This is a genomic window from Caballeronia sp. INML2 (assembly GCF_023631365.1).
GTDB lineage: Bacteria > Pseudomonadota > Gammaproteobacteria > Burkholderiales > Burkholderiaceae > Caballeronia > Caballeronia turbans.
Genome location: NZ_JALQDH010000049.1, coordinates 309140 through 323833 on the forward strand (window position 1 = coordinate 309140; position 14694 = coordinate 323833).

General features: G+C 58.5%; 12 protein-coding genes and 1 pseudogene. 2 read left to right on the forward strand and 11 right to left on the reverse strand.

Going from position 1 to position 14694, the window contains the following annotated elements; translation table 11 throughout:
- Positions 1-21: 21 nt before the first annotated feature.
- The 4 genes and pseudogenes from NCT32_RS19225 to NCT32_RS19240 form a co-directional block, all read right to left on the reverse strand.
- Positions 22-552 (reverse strand): DUF4142 domain-containing protein, encoded by a 531-nt coding sequence (locus tag NCT32_RS19225; protein ID WP_061117962.1) that lies wholly within the window; start codon positions 550-552, stop codon positions 22-24.
- Positions 553-1268: 716 nt separating this feature from the next.
- Positions 1269-1553 (reverse strand): annotated as a pseudogene (locus NCT32_RS19230) (NAD(+) synthase); the annotation flags it as partial.
- Positions 1554-1955: 402 nt separating this feature from the next.
- Entirely contained in the window at positions 1956-2291 is a 336-nt protein-coding gene (locus NCT32_RS19235; RefSeq protein ID WP_311768193.1) for a DUF6723 family protein, read from the reverse strand.
- A gap of 154 nt (positions 2292-2445) precedes the next feature.
- Complete coding sequence (locus NCT32_RS19240; protein WP_061117960.1) at positions 2446-2706, reverse strand: hypothetical protein; 261 nt, start codon at positions 2704-2706, stop codon at positions 2446-2448.
- A 193-nt stretch (positions 2707-2899) separates the two neighbouring features.
- Here NCT32_RS19240 and NCT32_RS19245 point away from each other — a divergent pair, with 193 nt between their 5' ends.
- Positions 2900-3616, forward strand: a complete 717-nt coding sequence (locus NCT32_RS19245; RefSeq protein ID WP_250490482.1) for a YrzE family protein — start codon at positions 2900-2902, stop codon at positions 3614-3616.
- Between the two features lie 336 nt (positions 3617-3952).
- On the opposite strand, the gene NCT32_RS19250 is transcribed toward NCT32_RS19245, so the two are convergent.
- From NCT32_RS19250 to NCT32_RS19280, 7 genes are all read right to left on the reverse strand, one after another.
- Entirely contained in the window at positions 3953-5071 is a 1119-nt protein-coding gene (locus NCT32_RS19250; RefSeq protein ID WP_061117958.1) for a sensor histidine kinase, read from the reverse strand.
- 336 nt (positions 5072-5407) lie between these two features.
- Positions 5408-6172 (reverse strand): hypothetical protein, encoded by a 765-nt coding sequence (locus NCT32_RS19255; protein WP_061117957.1) that lies wholly within the window; start codon positions 6170-6172, stop codon positions 5408-5410.
- Positions 6169-6597, reverse strand: coding sequence for a hypothetical protein (locus tag NCT32_RS19260; protein ID WP_061117956.1), 429 nt, complete (start codon positions 6595-6597; stop codon positions 6169-6171). The genes NCT32_RS19255 and NCT32_RS19260 overlap by 4 nt, the downstream gene beginning before the upstream one ends.
- A 306-nt stretch (positions 6598-6903) precedes the next feature.
- The gene (locus tag NCT32_RS19265) at positions 6904-7692 is read right to left on the reverse strand and encodes a hypothetical protein (protein WP_143756324.1); all 789 of its coding nucleotides are present in this window, start codon (positions 7690-7692) and stop codon (positions 6904-6906) included.
- Between the two features lie 165 nt (positions 7693-7857).
- A complete protein-coding gene (locus NCT32_RS19270; RefSeq protein WP_284508535.1) occupies positions 7858-10641 on the reverse strand; it encodes an MGH1-like glycoside hydrolase domain-containing protein in 2784 nt (927 codons plus the stop codon).
- 58 nt (positions 10642-10699) lie between these two features.
- Positions 10700-12190, reverse strand: coding sequence for an arylsulfatase (locus tag NCT32_RS19275; protein WP_061117953.1), 1491 nt, complete (start codon positions 12188-12190; stop codon positions 10700-10702).
- A 155-nt stretch (positions 12191-12345) separates the two neighbouring features.
- Positions 12346-13782: an anaerobic sulfatase maturase gene (locus tag NCT32_RS19280; protein WP_061117952.1), complete on the reverse strand. Its 1437-nt coding sequence runs from the start codon at positions 13780-13782 to the stop codon at positions 12346-12348.
- A 410-nt stretch (positions 13783-14192) separates the two neighbouring features.
- Here NCT32_RS19280 and NCT32_RS19285 point away from each other — a divergent pair, with 410 nt between their 5' ends.
- Positions 14193-14639: a YidH family protein gene (locus tag NCT32_RS19285; RefSeq protein WP_086960984.1), complete on the forward strand. Its 447-nt coding sequence runs from the start codon at positions 14193-14195 to the stop codon at positions 14637-14639.
- The last annotated feature ends 55 nt before the right edge of the window (positions 14640-14694 follow it).

The following is a 14694-nucleotide window of genomic DNA, read 5'->3' on the forward strand; positions in this document are numbered from 1 at the left end:
TATACACCCATCACGCGGTCGTTACTTCACCCCCTTCTTTGCCGCCAGCGCTTGCGCCATCTCGAGATGATGCTGGATAGTCGGCAGCGCCTTTGCGGCAGCTTTTTTCAGATCTGCATTCTGTCCCTCTTGAGCTTCTTTCTGAAAGGCTGCGACCGCCTTTTGGTGTCCTTCGACACCAACGGTCTTGATATAGGCAGCGTCGAACGCCTTCCCTTTCAACGGTTTGAGCGCGTCGAGCACTGCGGGATCCGAATTATCTTTGGGAACTACGACGCCGTGCGGCGCCGCCATCTTGAGCTGAACCGTCAGCTTGGTGTGGTCAATCATCATCTGATGGGCGAAGTCTTTAACGTCCTTGTCCTGGGACTGCTTCGTGGCGAGCTTTGCCGTGTCGATCTCGGTCGAACTTGATTCGGATGCGGCCTGCACGAACGCTTTGTCGACTGGAGAGAGGTCGTTGGCTTGTGTCGTACTCGCAGCTTGTGTTTGAGCGAAGGCTGGCGAGAAAGCGCCAAGTAGCGCGACGATTGTCGTTGCGCGGATAGCCATATTTGTTTTCACGGGATGCTCCCTGGATTGAAATGTCGGGCTTAAGAATGAGCAACTGCTGTGCCGAGGCCTCGGCCTTCTTGTCCGCCGAGTGCGTGCGTTGCCAGGTCGCGGCTGAGGCATGGTCGATGCTGAAGGTAGTTGCAGGAAATGCGAATGGGAAGTTTCCTTCTTATCGGCGACTAAAACCAGACAGGCCTGCTAATGAACAACGCCGAATCCAACCTCACTCAGTCGCAACCGAGGGATATTCAGGCGAAGACGCCTCCTGAGACGCCTGCGACCGAGACCGACCGGGCCGATCTAGAAGTCATGGTGAGAGGTTACGTCGGCGCGGACGCGCCACCGTTGTCGTACGACGGACCCAGCGGGACCAAAATCCGCTGCCATCGGTCGGTAGCGACGTATGGATCATAAATTCAGGTTCGCGGCAACGAATTGCAGGACCGACAGACCGGAGGCGACATGCGTGCGACCATAACACTCCTTGGATGCGGCGCCCCGCCGATCGACCCATCCCGTGTGCTCGCACTCATGGCTGACGAGGGGCTTGTTTGCAGTCACCAGCTGGGTCAGCGGCGTCTCGAATTTAACTGCTATGGCGAAGCCTCGGCGTTTCGCCGATTCGCGTCGCGGGCAATGATGCTGCCCGGCGTTACTTCCGTCACGTTGCAGCGTACCGACTGTGTCGAGCAACGCAGCCCGAGTGCATCGTATTAGTTTCCATCGGGCAGTATTGCCACCGGCAGCGAGCGTTTTTGCCACGTCGCCTCGTAAAAGCATTTGATGTTAGAGGTGATTTCGGCAGTGACTTCCTTGCCTTCGAGAAAGTCGTCGATATTTTTGTAGCTGATACCGTAGCTATCTTCGTCGGGACGCTGAAGGGTCAGCAATTCCAGATCCGCGGTGGGCACTTTCATGACCAAACGATCCTCGGCGCCCAGCGACCGGGCCAGCGCACGGACGCGACGCTTCGTCAGGCCAGAAAGCGGCAGTACGTCGTACGGGCGCTCGTCCAGCTTCACGATGGGCAATTGACGGCGGCAAGCGAAGGCCCAGGAAAAGCGTAGAAATTCACTGTATTGCCCCGCATATAGGCATGGATTGAGCGTGCCGTCGCAAGCGACCATCCCAGCCGGATAAGGTCGTTGGCGGGATTCCAGATGACCGCCCGGCCTGCTAACGGCTCCCGGATCATCCAAATTCTATGTCGGGCACAAGGCTGTCCAGGACAATCCCAAAAGGAGGTAAAACGGGCCAAGCGTCGCCACATTGAGTTGATTTGACGTAACGGAGCTCACCTTGCAATCTGGCCCGCCCTTTGCCGGCGCCTCGCCACGTTTGATGTTCGTCGCGCGATGAACTCAGCGGCTCAGCGGGCTGGGCGATGGGTTGTGTTCATTCTAAAGCTCCGGCCGCGCGAGATCCCCGTCGACAATCGCAATGCCGCGCTGCTGCGCCGCCGCTACGGCGCCCGTACTCGTACTAAACGGGCCGATGTCTGGGGCGCCATCAAACGGATAAAGCAGTCGGCCGTCAGTCTTGCGCACCACCTTCAAGGTTCCGTAGAACCCACTCGAAAGCGATCCGCGATAAGAGGCATATATTTGGAAGTCGCTTTGAGAGTGACCAGGCATCGCAGGCACAGATTTCGACTGGAAGAGAACGATTTTAGGGCGTCTACCGGTTGCACCCATCATGGCTCCTCGCGCTTCAGGCTGTTCAACCGTGTCCAGCAAATGCCGGTCCTTAACACCGCACGGGCTCATGTTCAGCCTGGAGCTGCCGGAAAGCGCCGCATCCGGCGATGCCTCGATAAGGCTTTGCGGCGATAGCGATCATTTCTTCCTCTCCGATAGAGTCTGCGCGGCGATAAATGCATTGAACTCGAGCTCATGCATCTTCATGCGTCTTTCTGGTTGTCTTTAGTTCGCGCTCCCATTGCGCCCATAGACTACTGCTCTCGCCGTTCTTGTCGTTGAGATAAACGGCGAGTGCCGCGCCAAGGAGCAACAGAACCACCGTCGTCGTTAACATTTCCGCCACCTTCCAGAACGGGTTCACCACATTGCGTCGCCACATGCGCGCCGATGAAACGCGCGCGGTGGAGGGCAGGAAGAGCCACTTCCGGGTCCTTCCCGCGGCCGCGATCATCGTTTCATAGTATGACGAAGGACTTGCTCGCGTCGACGTGAATTTCAATTAGGAATGGCGAATGTCTGTAGATCGGCACCCAAGCGTGCGTCCAGCGCCACCGACGACATTTGATGGGCACGACGCTTGCGCTGCTTGAAAGGCCGCGGCTGAAAGCGGGCTTTACGCGTTCACTTACTATTTGGATGATCCCATGAAACTTCTAACCACTCGAGATGGACTGCCCCGGCTGTCATGGGCCTCAATAATCGCTGGCGTCATCCTTTCGATGGTCGTCTACCTCATCATGAGCGTTCTCGGTACGGCCATTGGGGCATCGCTGCTGTCGCCAATGTCGAAGTCCGATCCGTTGCACGGGTTTGGCTTTGGGTCCGGGGTTTGGGTCATCGTCACCACGGTACTGGCAGTCTTTGTTGGCTCCTACTACGCAGGCCGCTGCGCACCGGTGCTGGGGTGGCTGCACGGCCTATTGTCCTGGGCGGTGATGACGCTGCTTATTGTGTACGGCATGACGTCGCTGATCACCGGCGCGGTCAGTACTGCCGGCAGTGTCGCCGCAACGACGGCGCAGGTAGGCGCGACTGCCGGAAACCAGGCGGGCACCAACACGTCGATGGTTGATACCGCGAAACAGCAAGTACAAGCGGCAGTCGCCTCGGCAGCATCGGCCGCGTCAGGTCCGCAGGCCGAGCAAACGGCGCGTGAGACGGCCGATACAGCTGCTCGGGGCGTGGCGCGTGCGAGCTGGTTCTCCTTTGCCGCGCTTGTCGTGGGCGCGATCATCGCAATCGTCTCTGGCGGCGCCGGCTTTCGCCACCAGCCGCCGTTTGAAGAAAGCGCCGGCACAGCAACTGGCGTTGATCCGTCACCGGGGCGCAACCGTGCAGTGCCAAGAGACGGTCGTGCATGAGGGAACGGTGCTGTGGCTTGCGACCCGGATCCGGGAGACGTGCTGATGAGAAGGAGTTATGCGTGAAGAAGAACCTTCCGCTGCGGTACCAGCGCCTGATCCTTCCGACGCAGTGCTAGCAGTGCGGTTGGGCAGAGACCACGTGCATAGACCTGTTGGTCCTTTGACATGTTCTGGATAACTTGAAATGGCACAAACGACAACCGGGGTATTAGTTCGTTTTCGGCGGCATTGATGAACCTAAGGAAGTCGGCCGCTAGCACGAAAGGGCCTCCAGGTTCGTAAGTGTCGGTCGCCTTTCATTGGATCTAGTTACTCATGACCGCTCCCATCCCATTAGGCCGGTGAACGTGGCATGTGCACGATGAATCGAGTCCCGCGTTCCGTCGATTCGACGCTTATCCTGCCCTGGTGCGCGAGGGCAATGCAGCGGCAGATGTAAAGGCCCAGGCCCACACCGGCTGCGGTCCCACTGTGGTTAGGAGAAACCGCCCTTGTCAGCGGATCGAAAAGCGTAGGAAGCGCGGCCTCCGGTATCGGATCGCCTGCGTTCGAAACGATCACGGTCACCTGTTCGTCTTGACCCTTAGCTTCGACGACAATCGGACCCGAGCCATATCGCACGGCATTGGTCAGCAAATTGACCATCAACTGTCCGAGCCGGCTCGCATCCCATCGGCCTTGCAGTGTGCCCCCAAGACGCAGGTCGATGTGCGCATTTGGGTATGACGCGCGCACTTCGTCCGCCGCGTCGGCACAGATACGCCCCATATCCTGCGACGTAAAGCTGACCGGCATTGCGTCACCCAGACGGGTGCGTGTGAAGATGAGCAAGTCGTCGATCATCTGTTTCATGCGCATTGCTCCGCGCTGTACGAATGCGACCGCTCTCACACTGGCTGAAGACAGGCTTTCGTCGTGCAGAAGCACTTCGCTCGAGTTAAGTATCGCGCCAAGCGGGGAGCGCAGGTCGTGTGCAAGCACGCCGGCAAACAGGTCCCGGATGCGCGCCGTCCGATACGCGTAGTGTCGTACCGATTCCGCGAGCACTTGATCGATTGCCTCATTGAAACGAATCATTTCCTGAAACGCTATAGCACCGTCTGGTGAGGTCTTCTGCCAGCGTCGCAACACCGTGGCCCGCAGCGCACGAAACTCTGCCACGACATCGTTGATACCGAAACCATGCGAGAGACGAGCCTCTGCGTGCTGCTGCGCGACGCGATCGAAGCTCGTTTCCCGTTCCTGCTGTTCGCCCCGCGACTTGCTCTGCTGCTGCGCTGGGCTCTGGGTGTCGCGCATGTCGGCGGCAATCGCGCTCAATATCTCGGCGGCCGAATCACGCAGTTGCGTTTCAGAGAGCTGGCTGCCCTCTTGGCTGAGTGCAAGGGCGTAGCCGGTCCAGTCGTCAATCAGCCCGGAAAGATCGGCTTCAATGAAGTTGGCGAGGCTCATTGATTCTCCAAATCAGAAGTGCGATGCCGTGTCGCGGTTGCCGTCATGCCGACGGAGCAAACTGGGCCGAGGGCGCCCGGGCCGCGGTCGGATTATTCCTCTCCGGTCCGGCCAAGTCGCCAACGTCGTTTGCGCTATCGTAGCCTATCGCAAGCCACCCAAATCCTGCCCGTCTGAATTCAGCCGACCGCGCCGCCCGCAGGCCCCCGCGCCGCGCCCAACACGAAAGAGCGCCCAAGTTCCAGAACTTCCAGGGTCCGGTGCCACCTCAAGGCAGCGCCAGATCGCGTCTTGCGTTTGCGGAGTTGTGTGCAGCGTCTCCAGGTCGGAAGCGAGTTACTGCTCGAGCGACTGCATCAGGCGCGCGAGATCCCGCGGCTCGACGTGGATGAGTCCGCCTTTCGGGCTGTCAATGTCCGCGATGAGCGCGAGCGACAGCGCGACCGTCACCGGAAGAATCGTAATGAGCAGCCCTTTGCGCAGGTTGCCCTTCGCGCCATAACCTTGCACCACGCAACCGAGCAGCGCGATGATGATCATCAGATACCACGCGCCCAGGGGAATGTGATTGATGCGCGCGGCCTCGGCGTAGTCCTGCGAGTTCAGGACGTCGTTCATGCCAGCAACGACAAGCGCGCCGATCGGTGTCGGCTGCTCTTTCGCAACTTGTGTCACGAGCTGCCACAGTTCCGTTTCGACATTTGCCGTATCGCGGACGTTTTTCGCGAGCTCCTCGGGCGAGCGCGTCCGGTAGTTTGCCAGTCTCAGCTTCGTGTAATGGAGCAGTGCCGACTTGATCTTCGCGCCGGCGGCCGCTCCGGCAAGATCCGCGCGCGAATATTCTGTGCCAATGGCATTGGCTTCGCTTTCCTCCAGCGTCTTGCGCAGGTCGTAGCGATTCACCGCCATTGAAAGGCTGAACCCGACCAGCAGCGCGAGCAGCGTCAAAGTGGATGTCTGGATGAGGTTTAAGTCTTCGCGATCTTCCGCTGGCAGCACGGCGATGCGCCGCAGCGCGTACGCACCGAAGGCCACCGCGCCGATGAACAGCACGAGAAGCACGACGAACAACACCTCCGGGTGATCGACGAACGCAGTCATTCGCTGCCCCTGTGACGCAGGTTAAGTGGAAGCGGCCTTATTCGAGCCGCGCGGGCAAGGGGCCAAGGAAAATTGCCTTGATTTTTCCGCGGCAGAATACTCGCGACAGCTCGGCGATGACGCATGAAGATCAACATCACTAGAAGGATCTGCACGGCCAGGAAGCGGCTAGTTGGCAACGGCCCGGTCTGCTGACTGGCTGCGTGCGGGCCGGGCGCCTCCTTCCAGACTTCATAGACCCGTTCGACATAACGGACGATAAGCGCGAGGAGTGCGTATATCAGCGCCTTCCATGCGAGCGGTTTGTCGGCAAAGCGATTGTTGAACGCAAGCATGTCTGCGACCCGAACGGACTTCCCAAGGATGAGCGATGCGATCAGCACCCGTGTCGACGTCGGCAGTGAGACGCCTGTGCCTCTGATCATCAACCCGCGCACGTTTCGACTGCGCCTTGCTTTCTCCTGGTCAGCGCTCCGGGCATCGACTCCGTGAGCGATGAAGCGTCATACGGCTACGAGTGCTTAATGCGAACGTGAAGCATCAAGTCCTTGAAGGGATAATGCTAAAACACTGATTCGATAGTTTTTTAAATCTATCAATGCGCTCTTTCAATCAGGGAAGTCTATTGGTCGAGCGTCTGACGCGCGTACCGCATGAGTCTTACCGTATTTGCGCCTTGTGCCTGGCTGTCTCTTTTGGCAATCGATACGGTGCATTGTCGATGGCAGGCCTTAGAACCGAATGCGCGCGCCTATAAATGGACCGGCAGTCCGTACGTTGTAGTAAAAGGAAGACGTGTTGTAATCCTGTGCGAGTATGCGGAAACCACCACTCGCGCTGACCGTTTTTGTTGCATCCCAGAGAATCGTTGCAATGAGTTGCCAGGAGTAGTTGCTGCCTCCCGCGCCGACGTCGGCGGAGCCCCATACAGACCATCTGTCCGATAACTGGTAGGCGGCCCGCACACCGAACAGCCCATCGACCCAATCGACATTCGTGCCTCGCGCGGCGCCCGCCGGCAACAGGCGACTCGTTGAAAAGGTCAGGTCCGCGTTGAGATTCGTGTATCGGAGGCCAGCGTATAGATCTACCGGCATCGTTTCGCTTTGCAAGATGCGGTATCCGCCGGCAAGCTGTACGACACTGTTTTCGAGTTTCAGCCTTGCCGTGCCCAGCGCGCCACCCAGAATCGGATCCGAATCCCTGCCCATGCTGATGTAGAACCCGTCGAAAATAATCGACCAGCGTTGCTTGCGTGCTTCGAAGGTGCCCATCACGCCAAAATCCAGATTGCTCAGGACGTTGGAGAAGTGAACATTCACGTTCTGCGCCGGGATGACATTCCCCACACGAATCGTGCCGCTTTGTCCCGCCATCCAAAGATAGGGCGTAACCGAAAACTGCCAACCGTCGTGTTCCTGAGGCGCGGATCGCTGCTGTGCGTTGCACGTTATTCCAAAGGAAAGCATTAACACGCCGGAGATCCACATCGCGTTCACGTTCGACGATTCGCAATGCATGTGACCACCTCATCGTGGAGTTGTGAGCATCGAGTGCAGATTGAACCGCGGGGCATGCGGGCGATATCGTTCTAGTAGTTCTTCAACCTCGTCGCAGTCGCTAGCCGCCCTCGTCAGGGCTTGCGCAACGGCCTCGGCACTCATGCCCCATAGCCGCTCGCATGCTCAACTGCTCGTTCGAACGTCTGCGGTGTTTGCGCCCGTCACCGGTACTTCGACGAAAGCCGCGGCTCTTCCCGCCTGCAGAAACTGGTCCGGCGTCGTAGTTTCGAACAGATGCATCGCCCGGCTGATGATGCCCGTCCAGCCCGTCTGGTGGCTGGCGCCGAGCCCGGCTCCGTTGTCACCGTGGAAGTACTCATAGAACAGCAGGCAATCACGCCAGTGCGGATCCTCCTGAAACTTCCGAGTGCCGCCATGAACCGGCCGGCGGCCGTCGCTGCCGCGCAGGAAGATGCTCGCCAGCCTTCGGGTGATCTCCTCGGCGACTTCGTAGAGCGTCATGTGACGCCCGGAGCCGGTCGGGCATTCCACTTTGAAATCGTTGCCGTAGTAGCTGAAATACTGCAGCAGCGCGCGGATAATGAGCCCGTTCACCGGCATCCAGATAGGACCGCGCCAGTTGGAATTGCCGCCGAACATGCCGGTGTCGGATTCTGCCGCCAAGTATGAAACCCGGTATTCCTGCTCACCCGTGCGGTAGACGTAGGGATGCTCCGCGTGGTATCGGGACAGCGAACGGATGCCGTACGGACTCAGAAATTCGTTCTCGTCCAGCATCTTCGACAGGACGCGTCGCAGGTTCGCTTCGTTGAGAATCGAAGCCATGCGGCGGTCGGCGACTCCCTTAGCCGTCAGGTCGTGGATCGAAGCCATGATCTCAGGACGCGCCGCGAGAAACCGCTTGAGATTCTCGAAAGCATGGGGATATTTCTCCACCAGCGCTCCATCGAACGAGGTGACGGCGCATAGCGGCAGCAGCCCCACCATGGAGCGCACTGTCAGCCGCTCGGAGCGGCCATCGGGCAACCGCAGCACATCGTAGAAGAACCCGTGTTCTTCATCCCACATGCCGCCGCTCTCTCCGGTGCGCAGCATCGACGATGCAATCCACAGGAAGTGAGATACGAACTTCACGCACATGTCGACGTAAGCAGGGTTGTTCAAGGCAAGCTGCACCGCGATCTCGAGCATGTTCTGGCAGAAGAGCGCCATCCATGCGGTGCCGTCCGCCTGTTCCAGATATCCGCCCGTAGGCAGCGGTGCGCTTCGGTCGAAGACACCGATGTTGTCGAGGCCGAGAAAGCCGCCTTCGAACACATTGTTGCCCGTACGATCCTTGCGGTTCACCCACCACGTGAAGTTCATCAGCAGTTTGTGGAACGACCGCTCGAGCCAAAGAAGATCTCCGCGCCCATAGCGGTATTGCTCGAGGCGATAGGCAAAGATCGTCGCCCAGGCGTGCACCGGTGGATTGACGTCGCCGAAGTTCCACTCGTACGCCGGAAGCTGCCCGCTCGGATGCAGATAACGCTCTCGCAGCATCAGGTCGAGTTGCTGCTTGCCGAAATCTTCGTCCACGAGAGTCAGCGCGAGAACGTGGAAAGCGAGATCCCACGCTGCATACCACGGGTATTCCCATTTGTCGGGCATCGAGACGATGTCCGCGTTGTACATGTGATGCCAGTGATCGTTGCGTGGCGCCCGCCGCTTGGGATCGAACGGGTCCGAGCCGCGTTCGGTCAGCCATTTGTCGACGTCGTAGTAATAGAACTGCTTTGACCACATCATGCCGGCAAGCGCCTGGCGCATCACATTCGTGGCGTCCGCATCCAGCGAGGCGGGAATGACCTTCGCGTAGAACTCGTCGGCTTCGCGGTGGCGCGCTTTCATCACTTCGTCGTAAGCGCTACCGAACGCCTTGCTGAAGCCGTCATCTGCCGGAGTCTGGTGCTCTGGCGTATCGCGGACAAGGCGCATACGGACGGCGAGCGACTCGCCCGAGCCGACCGTCATCGAATAGTGTGCGGCGGCCTTCGTCCCGCGCTTCTCCGGATTCACCGCCGCTTCTTGTCCGTGAACGACGTAGCGGTCGATGCCATCCTTGACGTACGGCGTCCGGTTTGCAGTGCCATAAAGGCGCTCGGTATTGGTTTCGTTTTCCGTGAAGAGAAGCGAAGCGGCGCCTTCGCAATAGAGCCGCCAGGCGCCGAGATCGGGGTGAGAGACAGCGATGACGCTATCCGTGTTGCTTGCCCACGCCTGGCGAAGCGATGGCCGAGCCACGTTTTCGGCCCATGACCAGATGTCTCGGAACCAGAGTGTCGGCAGGACATGTAGTGCGGCCGCGTCCGGACCCCGATTGATCGCGGTGATCCGAATCAGAATGTCTTCCGCTGAGGCCTTGGCGTACTCGACAAAGACATCGAAATAGCGGTCTTCGTCGAATACGCCCGTATCGATCAGTTCGTACTCGAGTTCCTGCCGGCTTCGCTGACGATTCGTCTTCACGAGGTCGTCATAGGGATACGCGGCCTGCGGATACTTGTACAGATACTTCATGTAGGAATGAGTCGGCGTCGAGTCGAGGTAAAAGTAATACTCCTTGACATCCTCTCCGCGGTTTCCTTCGCCATTTGTCAGGCCGAACATCCTTTCTTTCAATATCGGATCGTGACCGTTCCATAGGCTCACGGCGAAGCACAGAAGCTGCTCATCGTCGGAGATGCCGGCCAGTCCGTCTTCACCCCATCGGTACGCCCGCGAGCGCGCCTGATCGTGATTGAAATAGTTCCAGGCGTCGCCGGATTCGCTATAGTCCTCGCGCACCGTGCCCCACTGTCGTTCAGACAGATAGGGTCCCCATTTCTTCCACGGTGTGACGCCGCTTCGGGCTTCAACGAGCCGGTCATGCTCTGCAGTCACTTGACACCTCCTTCCACTGCGCAACGCCCGGCTGTTTCAGCCGGGGCCGGGATGGATGCCATCGGGCGACGCTTATGCCCGCTCAGTGATGAGCGCCCCCACCCGCATCGTCGAGTTGGCGCAGCACCGCGTCGAGGTTGAATGACGCAGGCTTCTGACGCGGAGGAAACGCCTTGAAGTTTTCGATCTGCGAGGCGACGACCGCCTGCATCGCATACACCAGATAGGCGTGGGAGATCATCCAGTCGTAGTACGTGTTCGAACTCTCATCCGCACGCTCGAATGGATCGCGCCGAAGATTGAACATCTTCGGAATCCGCAGCCGGACGAAAGGTTCCGCCCAGCATGCCAACTGTTTGGCGCGCTGCTCCAGCAGCACCATTTTCCAGTCACGCACGCGGATGGCCATTACGTCGCCGTCGTCGCTGATATAGAAGAACGAATCGCGCGGGCTTTCCTTCACTTCGCCCATCAGATAAGGAAGCATGTTGAAACCGTCCAGATGGACCTTGTACGTTTTCTCGCCGACGTTGTATCCCTGAAGCAGCTTTTCTTTTACCTCCGGCTCGCCAGCCGCCGCGAGCAAGGTCGTCATCCAGTCCTGGTGCGTGACTATGCCGTTGAGAACCGTGCCGGCAGGGATTTTCCCCGGCCATCGAACGAACGCCGGAACACGCCAGCCGCCTTCCCAGTTGGTATTCTTTTCGGACCGGAAGGGCGTGATGCCCGCGTCCGGCCAGCTATTGAAGTGAGGGCCATTATCGGTCGAGTACATCACGATGGTATCGTCGGCAATGCCCAACTCGTCGAGCTTCGCAAGCATCTTGCCGATGTTCTCGTCGTGCGCAACCATGACGTCGTTATAGTCGCCCTGTCCGCTCTTGCCCTTGTGCTTCTCCGCACAGTGAGTGCGGAAATGCATGGCCGTCGTGTTGTACCAGACGAAGAATGGTTTGCCTTCGTTGTGCGCCTTGTCGATGAATGCGCACGCGAGTGTCGTCGTTTCTTCGTCGATCGTCTCCATGCGCTTTTTGGTCAGCGCACCGGTGTCCTCGATTCTCTGACCGCCCTTTCCATCAGCGTGGCAGTGGAGCACACCTCTCGGACCGAAGCGTTTCCTGAACGCAGGATCCTTTGGATAATCCGGATCTTCGGGCTCCTCTTCCGCATTCAGGTGATAGAGATTGCCGAAGAACTCGTCGAATCCATGCATGGTGGGCAGAAATTCATCCTTGTCGCCCAGATGATTCTTGCCGAACTGCCCGGTGACGTAACCCAGCGGCTTGAGCATCTGCGCAATGGTCGGGTCCTCCGCTGACAAACCGACATCCGCACCCGGCATGCCGACCTTGGTCAGTCCCGTGCGGATCGGATTCTGTCCGGTAATGAATGCTGCGCGGCCAGCCGTGCAACTTTGCTGAGCGTAGTAGTCTGTAAATGCCACGCCCTCATTGGCAATGCGATCGATATTGGGCGTGCGATAACCCATCTGCCCGCGGCTGTTGAAGCTGATATTCCACCATCCGATATCATCGCCCCAAAGAATCAGAATATTCGGCTGCTTTGTCGCCATGATTACTTCCACTCCTTTTCAGATAGCGCCCGCTGAGCTTTGCGCAGCCGGGCGAAGGATGCATCAATCACCGAACCGAGCCAGAATGCCGCTCGCCGGCCCCTGCTCTGTGAGCTCGTAACGGCCACCGACGTCATTGGGCACCACCTGACCCATCATGAGGTGCGCCGCTCTTCACTGCTCCCTGAGTTGAACGAACGACGCGGCGCGTTGTCGCCGTGGCAGAATTTGAACTTCCTGCCACTGCCGCATGGACAAGGCGCATAAGGTCCGCGCCGTTTATCTTCGATGGCGGTTATCGCCATCACATCGGACGGCGGCCGGCCATCGTGCAGGAGTTTCGCCATCGTCTCCATTGCATGGCGCGACTGCGTAAAGAACAACTCGAGACCGGGGCACAAATAGTTATGCCCTGCTTCACCGTCCCGTGAAAGCGCGAAACGGTCCTTCGGACATCCGCCGTTGCACAACGTCCTCACCGCGCAGCTTCTGCACTGGGCCGTGAGCGAACTGCGTTTGTCCAATCCAAACCTGCGTTGTTCGGCCGACGCAATGAGTTCGAGCATATGCGTTTCGTGGATATTGCCCAACCGATATCCGGGCTCGACGAAGTGATCGCAGGAATACAGATCTCCGTTGTATTCGAGCGCAGGGCCGAGGCCGCAAGTCGGAGCGTGAATGCACAGCAAATGACGGCCGAAGAAGGCCTCGAGCGTCACATCGAACAATTGCACGAAGACGCGTCCGACGTCCCGGCGTACCCACTCTTCGAATACATCCATGAGGAAGAGCCCGTACTGTTTCGCGCCGACCGAACGATCGGTGACGAGATTGCCGGTCTGCGTGTACAGCACGCGCTTGTGGCCCGCCCGCTCGCTCCAGCCGCGGTTCGCGAGTTGAATCGTCTGTTCAGTTGCGCGCTCGATGATAGGGATGAATTGAATCCACTTTGCGCCGAGTTCATCGCGAAAGAAGCGATAAACCGAGCGGCCATGCCGTTCATTGGCGGAATGGACCGTGCACAGGATGTTGAACTCGACGCCGTGCCTGCGCAGTTGGTTCCAACCCTTCATGACCAGTTCGAAAGTGCCCTGCGCGCGGCGATCGACACGAAACGTGTCATGGATTTCACGCGGACCATCGACACTCAGGCCCACGAGAAAGTGATGCTCTTTGAAGAATTCGCACCATTCGTCATCAAGAAGAATGCCGTTGGTCTGAAAAGTATGATTAACCACCTGTCCAGGCTTGCGGTACTTTTCGACGTATTCGACCGCGTGCCGGAAGAACTCGACCCTCATGAGTGTCGGTTCGCCGCCTTGCCAGGCCACGGTGACCTCTGGCGTGCGATGCGATTCCAGCAATTGGCGAATATAGGTTTCGAGCGTCGCCTGAGACATCCGATGCTTTTCATTCGGATACAGCGCCTCTTTCGACAAGAAAAAGCAGTATTTGCAATCGATGTTGCAGGTCGAGCCGCTCGGCTTGGCCAGCAAATGAAAACGCGGCGGCGCATCCGGCGGCCGGCTCTCAGCCAGTTGGGGATTTGCAATGCTCGATGACGAAGCGCGTGACTGCAACGTGGCCTCCATTCGCCGTACACTCCTCAGCTGTCAAAGTGCCGATGATTGCCCGAGACCGCGGACCGGGCGCCTCAAGATTCGGCGGGGTTGGAATTGAAGCAGAAAGTCCTGGCAAAGACGTGATACGTATTTAAGACAGCTTGCAAGGCGAAAGCAAATTCAATTTCACGGTTTGCGAATAAAACGTATTGGCGAGAACGACCGTCTCGCGCGAGGGTCACTCGTACGTCACTCGAGGCACGCAATGCCCCGAGGAGTTGTTGGTGCCGTGCCGCAACCAGCGATATGGGAGTAGATACATGAGAAACCCCTGCCATTCGCCGCGTCTTTGAAGTGGACGCTTCTCGCAATCGCGCGTCCCATGAACTAGATTTACGTTGACGCTCGGGAGCGGCTTTAACGGTTCGTGACAGAAATGAATGCGTCGCCGCAACTCGGTCCTACAAATTCTTGCGGAGGCTGGTGTGGTTAACGTGCAAGCGCGCTCGGCGAATCAACTCGCCGAAGAACGAACCGACCTCGCAACGACGCGCACGCTGATGGCAGCCGATCGCACGTTGATGGCATGGACGCGTACTGCGCTCTCGATGATCAGCTTCGGCTTTACGATCTATAAGCTGCTCGAAGGATTCAGGGAAGCGGGCGTTCATCTGGCGCATCCGCACAGCCCGAGAACCATCGGCCTCTTTCTCACGGGAATGGGCACCGTGTCGATGGTGCTCGGAACGATTGAGTACTGGCGATTGATCGTCAGTTTGCGCGAATATCATGCCGTCAGTATTTGCCGGCCGACATTTTTTGTCGCGTTAGTCATGGCCTTTTCGGGTAGTTTCCTCTTTATGAGCATCATCATAAGGTTGCTCTAGGCGCACGCGAGGCGCGGCATGCGGCAGCCTTTTCGCCGACCTCGTTCGGGATCGA